The sequence below is a fragment of the Sphingomonas sp. Ant20 genome, assembly GCF_000783375.1.
GTDB lineage: Bacteria > Pseudomonadota > Alphaproteobacteria > Sphingomonadales > Sphingomonadaceae > Sphingomonas > Sphingomonas aerolata.
Genome location: NZ_JRVI01000085.1, coordinates 21,203 through 35,908, shown reverse-complemented (window position 1 = coordinate 35,908; position 14,706 = coordinate 21,203). Strand labels below are relative to the sequence as shown.

General features: G+C 66.0%; 9 protein-coding genes, 1 tRNA gene and 4 pseudogenes. 8 read left to right on the top strand and 6 right to left on the bottom strand.

Annotation, left to right across the window (positions count from 1 at the left end):
* Positions 1-1,103, top strand: a pseudogene (locus NI18_RS12175) (CCA tRNA nucleotidyltransferase); the annotation flags it as partial.
* Positions 1,104-1,107: 4 nt separating this feature from the next.
* On the opposite strand, the gene NI18_RS12170 reads toward NI18_RS12175, so the two are convergent.
* Both NI18_RS12170 and parC read right to left on the bottom strand, forming a co-directional pair.
* Positions 1,108-2,784 carry a bifunctional diguanylate cyclase/phosphodiesterase gene (locus NI18_RS12170; protein ID WP_037530078.1) on the bottom strand — a complete coding sequence of 559 codons (1,677 nt, stop codon included), beginning with the start codon at positions 2,782-2,784 and terminating at the stop codon, positions 1,108-1,110.
* Positions 2,785-2,971: 187 nt separating this feature from the next.
* The gene (parC, locus tag NI18_RS12165) at positions 2,972-5,221 is read right to left on the bottom strand and encodes a DNA topoisomerase IV subunit A (protein ID WP_037530076.1); all 2,250 of its coding nucleotides are present in this window, start codon (positions 5,219-5,221) and stop codon (positions 2,972-2,974) included.
* Between the two features lie 222 nt (positions 5,222-5,443).
* Between parC and NI18_RS12160 the strand changes: the two genes are divergently transcribed.
* The 6 genes and pseudogenes from NI18_RS12160 to purQ all read left to right on the top strand — a co-directional run bounded on the left by NI18_RS12160 (position 5,444) and on the right by purQ (position 10,654).
* Complete coding sequence (locus NI18_RS12160) at positions 5,444-6,340, top strand: alpha/beta hydrolase (protein ID WP_084215177.1); 897 nt, start codon at positions 5,444-5,446, stop codon at positions 6,338-6,340.
* 34 nt (positions 6,341-6,374) lie between these two features.
* Positions 6,375-7,587, top strand: a pseudogene (kynU, locus tag NI18_RS12155) (kynureninase).
* Between the two features lie 140 nt (positions 7,588-7,727).
* The gene (locus NI18_RS12150) at positions 7,728-8,831 is read left to right on the top strand and encodes an acyltransferase (RefSeq protein ID WP_128082203.1); all 1,104 of its coding nucleotides are present in this window, start codon (positions 7,728-7,730) and stop codon (positions 8,829-8,831) included.
* Between the two features lie 148 nt (positions 8,832-8,979).
* A pseudogene (purC, locus tag NI18_RS12145) lies at positions 8,980-9,758 on the top strand (phosphoribosylaminoimidazolesuccinocarboxamide synthase).
* Positions 9,759-9,989 (top strand): phosphoribosylformylglycinamidine synthase subunit PurS, encoded by a 231-nt coding sequence (gene purS / locus NI18_RS12140; protein WP_031439802.1) that lies wholly within the window; start codon positions 9,759-9,761, stop codon positions 9,987-9,989.
* Complete coding sequence (gene purQ / locus NI18_RS12135; protein WP_031439801.1) at positions 9,986-10,654, top strand: phosphoribosylformylglycinamidine synthase subunit PurQ; 669 nt, start codon at positions 9,986-9,988, stop codon at positions 10,652-10,654. Before purS ends, purQ begins: the two co-directional genes overlap by 4 nt.
* A 127-nt stretch (positions 10,655-10,781) precedes the next feature.
* Here purQ and NI18_RS12130 read toward each other — a convergent pair whose 3' ends face one another.
* Positions 10,782-11,483, bottom strand: coding sequence for a queuosine precursor transporter (locus NI18_RS12130; protein ID WP_051916672.1), 702 nt, complete (start codon positions 11,481-11,483; stop codon positions 10,782-10,784).
* 106 nt (positions 11,484-11,589) lie between these two features.
* On the opposite strand from NI18_RS12130, the gene NI18_RS12125 reads away from it, so the two are divergent.
* Positions 11,590-11,666: transfer RNA gene (locus NI18_RS12125), tRNA-Arg, on the top strand.
* A gap of 35 nt (positions 11,667-11,701) precedes the next feature.
* Here NI18_RS12125 and NI18_RS22405 read toward each other — a convergent pair.
* The 3 genes and pseudogenes from NI18_RS22405 to NI18_RS22400 all read right to left on the bottom strand — a co-directional run.
* A pseudogene (locus NI18_RS22405) lies at positions 11,702-12,073 on the bottom strand (cytochrome C); the annotation flags it as partial.
* A 681-nt stretch (positions 12,074-12,754) separates the two neighbouring features.
* A complete protein-coding gene (locus NI18_RS23390; protein ID WP_037530073.1) occupies positions 12,755-13,171 on the bottom strand; it encodes a carboxylesterase family protein in 417 nt (138 codons plus the stop codon).
* Positions 13,172-13,185: 14 nt separating this feature from the next.
* Positions 13,186-14,370 carry a carboxylesterase family protein gene (locus tag NI18_RS22400; protein ID WP_084215176.1) on the bottom strand — a complete coding sequence of 395 codons (1,185 nt, stop codon included), beginning with the start codon at positions 14,368-14,370 and terminating at the stop codon, positions 13,186-13,188.
* Positions 14,371-14,706 lie beyond the last annotated feature (336 nt).

Here is a 14,706-nt window from a genome sequence, read left to right as displayed (position 1 = left end):
GCTTTCGTCGGCGGGGCGGTGCGCGACACGCTGCTCGGCTTGGCGCCGGCCGATACCGGCGCGATCGACATCGACATCGCGACGAGCTTTCCTCCGCAGGAGGTGCTCGAACGGCTCGAGGATGCGCGGATCCGCGCCGTGCCGACCGGGCTCGCGCATGGCACGATCACCGCGGTGACCGAGGGGGGAACCGTTGAGATCACGACGCTACGCCGCGACGTCGCGACCGATGGGCGGCATGCGACGATCGCTTATACCGATGACTGGCGCGAGGATGCGGCGCGCCGCGATTTCACGATCAACGCGCTCTATGCCGATCCCGTCAGCGGTGAGATCTTCGACTATTTCGGTGGCCTGGACGATCTGTCCGCAGGCGCGTGCGCTTCATCGGCGATCCGTTGCAGCGAATTGCGGAGGATCATCTGCGGATTCTGCGCTTCTTCCGCTTTCACGCCCGGTTCGGCATCGAGATCGACGCCGCCGGGCTGGAGGCGTGCACGGCCCGCGCGAACGACCTGATGGCGCTGTCCCGCGAGCGGATCGCTGCCGAACTGCTCAAGCTTCTCGTCGCGGCACGCGCCGTTGCGGTGATCGCGCTGATGGTCGAGCGCGGCATCTGGCGCGCGGTGCTGCCCGAGATCGACGCCGACGGGGTCGACCGGCTTGCCACGCTGGTCGATCACGAACATGCCGCCGGCATTGCGCCCGATCCGATCCGCCGTCTGGCCGCACTGATCCCCGCCCGCGACGGCGATGTGGTCGCTGCACGGTTGAAACTGTCAAACACCAATCGCAAACGCGTCGTCGCGGCGACGCAGGGCATTGGCGACGAGGGCCCGCGCGCACTCGCCTATCGCCACGGCGTGGCTGGCGCGATCGACCGGTTGCTGATTGCAGGCGCGGACGTCGCGCCGATCGCCGACTGGTCGCCGCCGGCATTTCCGATCAGCGGCGGCGCGCTGGTCGAACGCGGCCTCCGCAAGGGGCCCGACGTAGCCGCAATGCGTCGGCGGATCGAGACCCAGTGGATCGCGGAGGGCTTTCCCGATCAGGCCCGGGTCGATGCGATCGCGGACAAGGCGGTCACCGAGACGCTCGCCTGAGCCTTCAGGCCAGGATCGGGACCCGGCTGAAGATCGACTCGAACGCCTGAGCCGCCTCGAGCGGCCGCGCGAAGACATAGCCCTGGCCATAGGTGCAACCGAGCGCCGCGAGCGTCTGGGCCAAGTCGCCCGTCTCGATCCCCTCCGCGGTCGTCTGCATGTTGAGCGCCTGCGCGAGACTGAGGATCGCACGGACGATCGACACCTTGTCACGGTCCGCCAGCATCCCCGTCACGAAGCTCCGGTCGATCTTTAGCACATCGATCGGCAGTTTCTGGAGATAGGCGAGATTGGAATAACCGGTGCCGAAATCGTCCATGGCGAGCGTCGTGCCGAGATCCTTCAGCGCGTGCATCGCCTGCGCGATCCGGTCCGGGTCGGACACGATCGCGCTTTCGGTCAATTCGAGTGTGAACCGATCGCCGCCGAGTCGCGAGCGAGACAGCGCCGACTCGACCACCGGCGCGATCGCATCGCGCTGCAGCTGGATCGCGGACAGGTTCACCGCGACGCGAACACCGCAATGCCCGCCGGCACGCACGTCCCACGCCGCCAGCGTCCGCGCCGCCGCATCGATCGCCCAGCGCCCCAGTGGAACGATCAGGCCCGATTCCTCGGCAACCGGAATGAACTGTGTCGGCGGGATCTCGCGACCATCCTCGTCGGTCCACCGCGCCAGCGCCTCGAACGCGACGATACGCCCGGTCGCGAGATCGCAGATCGGCTGATAGGCAAGCCGCAGCCGGTCATTCTCGATCGCGCGACGCAGCGCGGTCTCCATGCCGAACTGTTCGCGCGCGATCACGAATTCCTGGCGCTGATAGCATTCGGTCCGACCCGTCGCTTTGCCGCGCTTCACCGCGAACTGCGCGTGGCGGATCATCTCGGCGGTGTCGCCGGTCTCGTCCCGGCCATAGGCGATGCCGATCGAGCATTCGACGCGGATCTCGTAATCGGTCAGGCGGAACGGCGCGATCAGCGCGCGCTGGATCCGGTCGGCGAGACGCAGTGCCTCTGCCGGATCCTCGTCGATCGTCATCAGCACCGCAAACTGTCCGCCGCCGACCCGTGCCAGCGTATCGCGCACCCGCAGCGCGCCCTTGATCCGCCGCGCGACGGTAATCAGCATCTCGTCGCCGACCAGCGATCCCAGACACGCGTTCAGCCGCCCGAACCGGTCGATATCGATCGCCAGGACCGCGCGAGCGGCGTGATCCTCGACCGCCTCGACCAGATCCTCGAACCCTTCGCGGTTGAGCAACCCGGTCAGGCTGTCAGTCGTCATCTCGCGCCGCATGCTGCGTTCGGTATGGATCTGCGAGGTCCGGTCGACGAAGCTCAGCGTGCACCGGTCGTGGATCGCTGCGCTGCTCCGCGCGATCGTCACGCGGTAATGCCGGCAATCGATCGTGTCACCAAAGGCCCAGTCGAAGTCGAGTCGGGTCTGCGACGTCAGCAGAAAGGCGATGATCCGATCGCCCAGATCGGCGATCATCGGCGACCGCGTCGCGACGACGCCCAGCCCGGCGAGGCGATAGGCCCGGTTCATCGCGAACAGCTCTAGCCCACCGTTCTCGAGCGTCAGGTGGACCATCGGAATCGGGCTCAGCTCGAGGCCGCGCGCGACGAGTTCAGCCGAGACGGTTGCCGGTTGTTCGGCCTCGTGAAGAACCCATTCCATAGTCCTGCCTAACCCGGCTTCGTTAAGGCCGCGTGAAATTTACAAAAAGACCCAAAACGAGTACGATTATTTCAACGCCGGTTCAGACAGCCCGGCACCAGTCCGCAACGACCCGGCCACTGGCCCCCGATTTACCCTGGAGTCAGATCGCGATGGGCAGCACGCATCGCCTTAGCATAGACGAATTTCAGCCGAATCGGTTGTCGCGGGGGAAACCTGTGGGGGGCATCCGCCCGGCCGCACCGCGCGCCGTGCGCCACGGCCCCAGATCCGCCTCGGTCCGCGTGCGTTTGGTTTCGCCGCCCATCGCCCAGCTCAAGCCGTTGGCGAACACGAAGGTGATCGCATCGGCCAGCCCGCCGTCACGGTAGCGCTGGAGCTGCACCCCCTGCCCGCGATTCATTTCGACCAGCTCGTTGATCGGGAACACCAGCAGCTTGCGGTTGTCGCCGATCGCCGCGACATAATCGTCCGCGGGGTCGACCGGGCGGACCAGCTTCACCTTCTCGCCGATCCGCGGCGTCATCACCGTCTTGCCCTTGCGGGTCTCCGCGATCACGTCCGCCGCCGTCGCGATGAACGCGCGGCCATCGGTTGCAGCGACCATCAGCTTGGCCTGCCGCGCCGCGGGCAAGAGCGCGACGATTCCGACGCTGCCGTCCAGGTCGATCATCGCGCGCACCGGCTCGCCAAAGCCGCGCCCGCCCGGCAGCTTGTCCGCCGCCAGCGTGAAGAACCGCCCATTCTCGGCCGCGAGCAGCAGCTTGTCGGTCGTCTGCGCATGGAAGGCGAAGGCGGGGCCATCGCCCTCCTTGAACTTCAGCGCCTCGGGGCTGGCCAGATCATTGTGCCCGCGCATCGCCCGGATCCAGCCGCGCTGTGACAGGATCACCGTGATCGGCTCGCGTTCGATCATCGCCTCGAGCGGAATGTCGCGGGTCGGCGCAGCCTCCTCGATCGTCGTGCGGCGTTTGCCGAGCAGCGTCTCCGCGCCATAGCGGTCGCGGATCTTGCGCAGGTCCGCCTTCATCCGCTTCTTCTGCAGCTTGGGATCGGCGAGCAACGCGGTCAGCGTCGCCTGTTCCTTGTCGAGCTTGTCGCGCTCGGTCTTGATCTCGAACTCTTCGAGCCGGCGAAGCGACCGCAGCCGCATGTTCAGGATCGCCTCCGCCTGACGATCGGTCAGGTTGAACTCTGCGATCATCACCTTTTTCGGCTCGTCCTCGGTGCGGATAATCTCGATCACGCGGTCGAGATTGAGATAGGCGATCAGATAGCCGTCGAGCAGCTCGATCCGGTCCGCGATCTTCTCGAGCCGATGCTGGGTGCGCCGGGTCAGCACCACGAACTGATGCTCGACCCAGGCCGCCAGCGCCTCGCGCAGCGACATCACGCGCGGCGTGCGGTCCTTGTCGAGCACGTTGAGGTTGAGGCTGACCCGCGTCTCGAGATCGGTCAGCCGGAACAGCCCGTCCATCAGCACCTGCGGATCGACCGTGCGGCTACGCGGCTCCAGCACGATGCGGATCTCGGCGTCCGATTCGTCGCGGACATCGGCGAGGATCGGCAGGCGCTTCGCGTTGATCAGGTCGGCGATCTGTTCGATCAGCTTGCCCTTCTGGACGCCGTACGGGATCTCGGACACGATCAGCGTCCACATCCCGCCCTTTTCGCGCTCGATCTCCCAGCGCGCGCGCACCCGGAACCCGCCGCGCCCGGTGGCATAGGATTCACGGATCACAGCTGGCGGATCGACGACCAGCCCGCCGGTCGGAAAGTCCGGCCCCGTCACATGCGCCAGGATCGCATCATTGTCGGCATCGGGCTGATCGACCAGCAGGATCGCCGCCTCGATCAGCTCGGCGGCGTTGTGCGGCGGGATGCTCGTCGCCATCCCGACCGCGATCCCGCTCGCGCCATTGGCGAGCAGATTGGGGAACATGCCGGGGAACAGCTCGGGCTCCTCGTCCTCGCCATTGTAGGTCGGGCGAAGATTGGCCGCATCCTCGTCGAGACCGTCCATCAGGTCGACCGCAACCTGCGTCAGCCGCGCCTCGGTATAGCGGTACGCGGCGGCATTATCCCCGTCGATATTGCCGAAATTGCCTTGCCCGTCGACGAGCGGATATCGCAGCGAGAAGGTCTGCGCGAGACGGACCATCGCGTCATAGACCGACTGGTCGCCATGCGGATGATATTTGCCGATCACGTCGCCAACGACGCGCGCGCATTTCTTGTAGCCCTGGCTCGGATCGAGCTTCAGCAGTCGCATCGCCCAGAGCAGCCGCCGGTGCACCGGCTTCATCCCGTCGCGCACATCGGGCAACGACCGCGCGGTGATCGTCGAGAGCGCATAGACGAGGTACCGCTCGCTCAGCGCGCTGTCGAAGGGGGCGTCGACGATGGAATCGAAGGGATCTTTGAAATCGGTGACCATAGTTGCCTTGTGGATAGCAAGCGCGGCCCAAAGGTTCCACTGTTGTTCTCACCACCCCGACCAGAACGTCCTGTCCTCATCCGCTCCCCGTCACCCTGACGAACGTCAGGACCCACGAGCCAAGCCCTCAACCGATATTGCGCCAACCCGCAACGTCCGCCACCGTCACGCCACGACCGCTCCCGCGTCCCTCACCCACTCCCCGAAAGGCCACGCAACCCCATGATCCGCCTTGCCTTTCTCGCGCTGGCCGCCATCTCCACACCGGTGATCGCCGAACCGCCCGCACCCAAGCTCCTGATATGGCCCGACCTCGTCAAACGCCCGAAGCCCAGCCCCGACGCGACCATCGCCTATGGTCCCGACCAGATGCAGAAGGTCGATGTCTGGCGGCCGAAGGGCAAAGGCCCCTTCCCGGTCGTGGTGATGGTCCATGGCGGCTGCTGGACGACGAGCATCGCCGATCGCAGCCTGATGAACTGGGTCGCGGACGATCTTCGCAAGAACGGCATCGCGGTCTGGAACATCGATTATCGCGGCGTCGACCGCGCCGGCGGGGGTTATCCGGGGACCTTCGAGGACGCGGCGAAGGCGACCGACGCGCTCACTGCGAACGCGGCGACCTTCAGTCTCGACACGCGCCGCATCGTTGCGATCGGCCATTCCGCCGGTGGCCATCTCGCGCTCTGGCTCGCCGCCCGCGCAAAGATTCCGGCTGCCAGCCCGCTCCACAGCAGCGCGCCGCTCCGCATCGACCATGTCATCAGTCTCGGCGGCCTGCCTGATCTTGAGGCGACGGCGGCCACCCCCGCCAATGGCTGCGGCACGGAGGTCGTCGCCAAGCTCGTCGGCACGCCCAGCGCGCCCCGCGCGGACGTGTACGCCGACACCTCAGTGCCGCGCCTCCTCCCGCTCGGTATCGCGCAGGACCTCGTCAACGGCCGCGAGGATCGGATCATCCCCTTCCCCTTCGCCACCGATTATGTCGCCAGGGCGAAAGCCGCAGGCGACACCGCCGTCCTCCACACCATCCCGGCGACCGGCCATGTCGAACTCGTCGCACCCGAGACGCCCGCTTGGGCGGAAGCGAAACGGCTGATCGCGGCCGCCCTGAAATGAACCGAAACCCGCCCGCACCGACAAAGGCCCGACCATGACCCTCGACGAAGCCCGCGCGCTCGACGCCGCCGATCCTCTGGCAGCGTACCGGGAGCAGTTCGCGCTGCCCGAAGGCGTCATCTATCTCGACGGCAATTCGCTCGGCGCGCTCCCCAAGGCGACGCCCGCCGCACTTGCCGACGTCGCGACCCGGCAATGGGGCGACCGGCTGATCCGCAGTTGGAACGAGGGCTGGATCGACGCACCGCAGCGGATCGGCGCGAAGATCGCCCCACTGATCGGCGCCGCCGCCGACGAGGTGATCATCGGCGACACGACCTCGACGCATCTGTTCAAGGCGCTGGTCGCGGCGTTGCGCGCCAATCCCGACCGCCACACGGTGCTGAGCGAGGCCGGCAATTTCCCGACCGACCTCCATATCGCCGAGGGCGCGGTCGCCTGCGTCCCCGCGCCCGGCTGAAGGTGGTCGCGCGCGCGGATCTCGCAGAGGCGCTCGACGAGGACACCGCGGTGCTGCTGCTCACCCATGTCCACTACAAGACCGGCGAGCGCTTCGACATGACCGCATGGACCGCCCGCGCCCACGATGCCGGCGCGTTGATGCTCTGGGACCTCAGCCACAGCGTCGGCGCGGTGCCGATCAATCTGAACGGCGCCGACGCCGATCTGGCGGTCGGTTGCACGTATAAATATCTTAACGGCGGCCCCGGCGCGCCCGCCTTTATCTATGTCGCGACGCGCTGGCAGGACAGGCTCGCCAGCCCGCTGTCCGGCTGGATGGGCCACGCCGCGCCCTTCGCGTTCGAGGACGCTATCGCCCCGCGCCGGGGATGAAGCGCTGGCTCGCGGGCACCCCCGCGATGCTGTCGACCGCCGCGCTCGAAACCGCGCTCGACCTTTGGGCGGACATCGACCAGCACGCCGTCGCCGCCAAAAGCGCGCGTCTGTTCGACATCCTCGCCGCCGCCGGCGACGCGCTCGGCCTCGACTGCGTCAGCCCGCGCGATCCCGCCCAGCGCGGCAGCCATATCAGCTTCCGCCACCCCCATGCGCATGCCATCACGCAGGCGCTCATCGCGCACGGCGTCATCGGCGACTTCCGCGACCCCGACATCCTCCGCCTCGGCCTGACCCCGCTCTATCTCAGTTATGAAGACGTCTGGTGCGCGGGCGAGATGCTGAAAAAGATTGTCGAAACAGGAGAATGGCAGAATCCGCAGTATTCGGAACGACTTGCCGTCACCTGAGAACAGCATCCTTCGCTGACGGCCAAGAGTTGTAAAATAACGCGGCTTCACGTCCGACGAACCAGCCCTGACTTTCATTGCATGATCTGTTAGCCGATAGGCGCGACGCATGGGGAGCGTCGCGCCGCGGGGGCGTAACAGTGACAATCAAACAGTCGGGTCATGTCGAATTATACGGCATTCAGATGCTGCGTGCGATCGCGGCGCTGGCCGTCGTCGTCCATCACACGCTGGAGGAGTCGGGGGGTGCGATCGGAAAGTTCAGCCCCGACTGGCTGACGACATCGGGCGCATCGGGCGTCGACATATTCTTCGTCATCAGCGGCTTCATCATGTTTCACGTCACGTTCAGGGATCGCCGCGGCCCGCCGACACCCGGGACTTTCCTGTTCCGCCGCGCAACCCGCATCTACCCCTTCTACTGGTTGTGCTGCCTCGCCGTCCTGACGATCTCGGCGATGGGATTCCTTGCCTCCAACCATTATCCCGCACGGACGATCGCCGGCGCGCTGATCCTGCTGCCGGGCAATGCGCTACTCGGAACCGCGTGGACGCTCGTCTTTGAAATGTATTTCTACCTTCTGTTCGCGGCCACGCTCTGGGCGCGCTCGGCGACGCTATCGGTGATCGCAACGATTGCGGCGATCCTGTGCCTGCAGGTCGCGGGCTCGCTGATGCCTGCGACCGCCACCGCCAAGTTCCTAGCAAGCCCGCTATCGCTTGAATTCTGCTTCGGCCTCGTCCTGGGATATGGCTATGCCGCCTGGATGCGCCGCGGCCGGGCCTGGCCCGTGCCGCCCGTCATGGCACTTGTCGCGATGGCGGTCATGGCCGTCGTGCCGCTGTTCGTCGCGCACGACGCCACCACCAGTCTGCCCGAACTGCCACGCATCGCGGCGTGGGGCCTTCCCGCAGTCGTCGTCGTCGCCAGCGTCTTGACGATCGGTGCACCACGCACCGCGGTTGCGCGGTTCCTCGTCCTGCTCGGTGATGCCTCCTATGCGCTGTATCTCACCCATGCCTTCGTAATGATGGGCTATGGATGGCTGGTGAAGATTCCCGCGGTCAGCCGACTGCCGCAGCAACCCGTCGTGGTCCTGATCGTCATCATCGCGATCATCATCGGCCTGCTCGCCCATCTGCTGGTCGAGAAACCGCTCCTCGGTCTCGTTCGCCGACTGACCCCGACCCGCCCCGCCCGGGCGGCGCCGGTGGACCAGCCGCTTCCCGAAGTCGCCGGATAGCATCGACAGCCCTGCATTCCGTTCACACCGGCACGCCGATCCGATTGCACCGCCCGCGCCCTTCGCCTATAGGCGCGGCCTATTCCGGCCTCGGCTCCGCGAAGATTATCGTGGGGGTCGGGGCCGCTCAATTTTCAGGGGACCGCGCATGGCTCGCCGCCGCCAGATCTACGAAGCAAGGCCAAGATCCTCTACGAGGGTCCCGAGCCCGGCACGCTGATCCAGTATTTCAAGGACGACGCGACCGCGTTCAATGCCCAGAAAAAGGGCACGATCAACGGCAAGGGCGTGCTCAACAACCGGATTTCCGAGCACATCTTCACGCTGCTCGATCATATCGGCGTGCCGACGCACTTCATCCGCCGGCTTAACATGCGCGAGCAGCTGATCCGCCAGGTCGAGATCGTCCCGATCGAGGTCGTCGTGCGCAACGTCGCCGCGGGTTCGATCTCGAAGCGTCTTGGAATCGAGGAGGGCACCAAGCTGCCCCGCACGATCATCGAATATTACTACAAGGACGATGCACTCGGCGATCCGATGATCTCCGACGAGCATATCGCCGCGTTCGGCTGGGCGAGCCAGGAGGAGATGCACGACATCGCCGACCTCGCGATCCGCGTGAACGATTTCCTGTGCGGGCTGTTTGCCGGCGTCGGCATCCGCCTCGTCGACTTCAAGCTCGAATTCGGCCGCATCTTCGACAATGATTATGGCCGCATCATCCTCGCGGACGAGATCAGCCCCGATGGCTGCCGTCTGTGGGACATGGAAACCAACGAGAAGATGGACAAGGACCGCTTCCGCCGCGATCTCGGCGGCGAAGTCGAGGCCTATCAGGAGGTTGCACGCCGTCTTGGCCTGTTGCCCGAAGGTGGCGACAATTCGGTCCTCGACCTCGAAAAGCATCGCAAGAACCGGGGCAAGTAAATGAAACTCAAGGTTTTCGTGACACTCAAACCCGGCGTGCTCGACCCGCAGGGCCGCGCCATCCATCACGCACTCGGCAGCCTCGGCTTCGACGGCGTGCAGGACGTCCGCCAGGGTAAGCTGATCGAGCTGGAGGTCGCCGACGATACCGACGACGCGACGATCGACGGCATGTGCCGCAAGCTGCTCGCCAATACGGTGATCGAGAATTACCGGGTCGAGAAGGCATGAAGACCGCGGTCATCGTCTTCCCCGGCTCCAACTGCGACCGTGACATCGCCGTCGCGCTGGAAACGGTGACCGGCGTCAAGCCGACCATGGTCTGGCACGGCGACGCCGACCTGCCGGGCGATGTCGGGCTGGTCGCGGTGCCCGGCGGCTTCTCCTACGGCGATTACCTGCGCTCGGGCGCGATCGCCGCACGCTCGCCGATCATGCGCGCGGTCGTCGAGGAGGCGGGCAAGGGCCTGCCCGTGCTCGGCATCTGCAACGGCTTCCAGGTGCTGACCGAGGCGGGGCTCCTGCCCGGCGCGCTGATGCGCAACCAGGGGCTGAACTTCGTTTGCCGTGACGTCGCGCTGACTGTCGAGACGTCCTCGAGCCGCTTCACGTCTGGCTATAGCGCTGGCGAACACGTCTCCTTCCCGGTCGCGCATCATGACGGCAATTACTTCGCCGACACAGAGACGCTCGACCGCCTCGAAGGCGAAGGCCGCGTCGCCTTCCGCTATGCCGAGAGCGTCAACGGATCGGTGCGCAACATCGCTGGCCTGCTCAACGACAAGGGCAACGTGCTCGGCATGATGCCGCACCCCGAACGCCGGATCGAAGCGGCGCATGGCGGCACGGATGGCCGACGGCTGTTCGAAGGTCTGATGGAAGCCGTCAGCGCTTAATCGGGTTCGTCACCCTACCCCACCCCATCCGTTTGCCATGAGCGAAGTCGAAGGGCCTGAGACCCAGGTGCTTCGACTTCGCCCAGCACGAACGGGTGGGGGCGGAAGCGGATCGCATGCGACAGGCTCAAACCCGCGTCCGGAACGGCGAGAAGTCCGTCCCCTCGTCATACACATCGACCCCCTCGCGCCGCTTGAGCCACCCCACCGCGACATAGGTTAGCGGCGTCAGCAGCACCTCCCACGACACCTTCAGCGCGAACTGGCTGACCATCACCATCAGCATCGCCTCGACCGGCCAGTCGGGCGCGCCGTAAAAGGCCAGTGGATAGAAGATCAGGCTGTCGAACGCCTGCCCTACCACCGTGCTGCCGATCGTCCGCGTCCACAGCATGCGCCCCTTGGTCCAGATCTTCATCCGCGCGAGCACGAAGCTGTTGGCAAATTCGCCCACCCAGAACGCACAGATCGAGGCCAGCACGATCCGCGGCACCTGTCCGAACACCGACTCATACGCCGCCTGCCCCGTCCACCCCGCGTCCGGCGGCAGCGCGACGACGACCGTCGACATGAACACCATGAAGAGCATCGCGCCGAACCCGGCCCAGATACAGCGGCGCGCCCGCGCATAGCCGTAGACTTCGGTCAGCACGTCGCCGATCACATAGCTGACCGGGAAGAACAGGATCCCCGCGCCGAATGGCCAGGCACCGATGAACGGCAGGTCGATCACCGCCCGCTTGCCCGCGCCGATCACATTCGACAGCAGCAGGATGGTGACGAACGCCGCCATCACGAAATCGAAATAGCGGAACTGTTCGCTGCGCATGGCAGTGGCCGCCACGGGTTCGGGCGCGTCGTGATCCACGATATTCATCACGTCGTTATGATGACGGTTCCAAGCTCGTGCAATGCACGCTAATCGGAACGCGTGCGCGCCCGTAGCTCAGTTGGATAGAGCAAGGAGCTTCTACCTCCTCGGTCGGGGGTTCGACTCCCTCCGGGCGCGCCAATTTCCCAACGGTCTCGGCGATAGGTCGCGAGATAGGCGATCACGTCGGCGCGCTGCTGCGCATCGGACAGACCGGCAAAGCGCATCGTCGTCCCCGGCACCAGGCCCTGCGGTGCCCGAAGCCACGCATCGAGCCGCGCCGCATCCCAGCGCCCGCCCATTGCCTGCAACGCCGCGGTATAGGCAAATCGCGGCCGGCGTTGCGCGACCGGGCCGTCAACCAGGTCGTAGAGATTGGGACCGTCGGTATCGGGGGCGTCCGCACCAATCGTGTGGCAGGCCTTGCACTGAACGAACACGCGCGCACCCGCCACGGGGTCGCCCGTCAGCGTCCCGACCACCACGCGGCGTTCCACAGCGGCGGCATCCCGGCCATCGCCCGTCTGCTGGCATGCGCCGACGAGCATCAGCCCCAGTGTCACCCCGATCCTCCGCATGCCTTCGCTCCGATACCACCGGCCCGTCCGAACGGCCGCGTCCCCCGCCTAGCGCAGATTTTCGGGCGAAACGAGGCAGCGGCGTGACGAGCGGTGCTGTCAAGTTTTGCCGCCGGTGCTAGCTTGTCGTCAGCGACGCAGTGCCGATACGGCATCGCGTCCTCGGCGCCCCGCCCGGATACGAGAGTGTCGCACGGACGGGGCGGGGCGCCCCGTTCATTTTCAATTCACGACTGCTTGGCATAAGCCATGGGCAGAGGCGTTGCCGAGTATCGCGTAACCTTCAGCGCCCCGCCAGTTTTCAGTCACACGGGCCGGCGGGGCGCGCAGCACCATCCCTCCCCGCTTGGTCGGCATCGTTCGGTGCAGACCACACACAGCGCAATCGGGATCGCCGAATCGCAATTCGATCTCCAGGTTTGTCCCGCAATCGGTCGGCACAACTTCCTTTCAAAAGTCTTGATACATCGCGGCATTCCGCCCATATCCGATCTGTCCGACGCGCTTCCCCCAAGACAGCAGCGTCGGCGCTGGACTGCGGCCCGCACGAGTTATCCCCTTTTCTCGAGCGGGCCGATTCCTACTGAAATCGACAGAAGACGCGGACGCCAGACGCTCGAACTATGTGTGCAAGCGGCTGCGTGGCGTGCCTCAGCGCCGTTCGGGGCCTGCTGCCACGGCGTCGGCGGCCCCCTGTACCGCATCCAGCCGGGCCTTGAGCGGATCCACGCCGTTGATCGCGCTCGCATCGGCCTGCAGCAGCTGCACGGCGCCCCGGCGTGCGTCGAAGGCCGGCCAGCGCGGTAGTCCCGGCGCGTTGGGATCGCCCTTCCGCACGAAATTGACGACATAGCGGTTGGCGAGCTGCGCGGCGCGGGCATCCTGCGGGGTCAGCGCCGCGCCGTATTTCGCGGCAACCGTGTCGAAGAAATACGGGATGTCCGTGGCATGCGGCGCGCCCGACCAGTCCTTGCGCATCGATTGTGCGACATAGCCGAAGCGATAGAGATAGGCTGGCTGCCCCGCGCGCTGCGTCTCCTGCGCGACGAGCCGCGCGGGTTCGTGCATCAGGCGGTCGCGTCCTACCTCGGGACCGACCGCGGCAAGCTCCTGCGTGCCGCGGGATCATAGGCGGCGCGGGCGGCGTCGGCCTGCGCACCGAAGCTGGCGAACAGCCCCTCCTTGGACGTCTCGCCAAAGCCCGCGATATCCGCGTCGGTGGTCCCGACCATCATCGGTACCGCCATCGCGGTCCCTCGCCGCATCGCTCCGTCCGTCGTGCCGACCACGATGCGGCCATCGACGATCGGTCCGCCCGCATAGGTCGGCACATCCACCGGGCCCCGATAGGCAAGGTTCAACTCGCCGCGCACCTGATCGGCGGGCAAGGCGCGAAGCGCCGCGAGCGTTTCCGCATCAGACCGTCCCGCAATGCCCTGGGTCGTCGCAAAGTTGACGCCGATCGTCTCGGCCGAAGGCCTGCCGCCCGCCTCACCGCGAAGCGGCACGCCACCGATCAATGTGCGCCCGCCGCCCGACATCACGATCGCCCGCGCGAACAGGCCCTTTGCCATTGGCGATGCCATCAGGTTCAACACCGAGGCGCCCCCTGCCGATTCACCCATCAGCGTGACCTGCGCCGGATCGCCCCCGAATTTCGCGATGTTCGCCCGCACCCATTGCAATGCCGCGATCTGGTCGAGCAGCGCATAGTTGCCGAGCGGTCCCTCGTTCGCCGCGCTCAGCGCGGGGTGCGCGAAAAAGCCGAACCGTCCGAGCCGGTAGTTGAAGCTGACGAACACGACGTCCTGCCGTGCGAACGCCGACCCGTCATATACCGCAGGTGACGATCCGCCATTCACGAACCCGCCGCCATAGATCCAGACCAGCACGGGTTTCGGCGCCGCTGACGCCGCCGGACGCCAGACGTTGAGGACGAGACAATCCTCCGCCGGCGTCGTGCCGAGCGGCGCCGCATCGCTCGGAAAGGGCAGTTGCATGCAGTCATGCCCGAAACGGTCCGCCGCGCGCACGCCCGACCATGTCTGCACCGGCTGCGGCGCCCGCCAGCGCAAGGGGCCGACCGGCGGCGCTGCAAAGGGTATGCCCTTGAAGACCGCGACGCCTGCGCCCGTCGTGCCGGTCACCGAACCGCCCTCGACCTGGACCGCGGGCGTCACGCCCTGCGCCGCACCTGTGCCCGGGACCATCGCGGCAACACACGTCATCGCGATCGCCAGCGTCGTCGACGCCCTCTGCATGCTCATCACCGCTCTCCCCCGGTCCTGCTTGTCTACGAGGGGATGGAACACCCGCGCCCATCCTGCAATCGGGGAAACCGCTCAGGCGCAGAGGCGCACGCCACCCATGGGGCTCACTCCCACTCGATTATTCGGGCCTAACCCATCTATTTGATTTAGAACCATAAAAAAATATTTTCGCGGAAAAACTACCGTCAGGGAATCTGGCAAAAAGCTACGCTTCGGAAATTTCAGGATAAATCGGCCACCGTTCGCGACATGCATTCTTCGCGATGTATCGTCTTCTATCGGACAGACTATGAGGCTGTCTGACCCGATTCATGCATCTCGGGGCGTCGATAA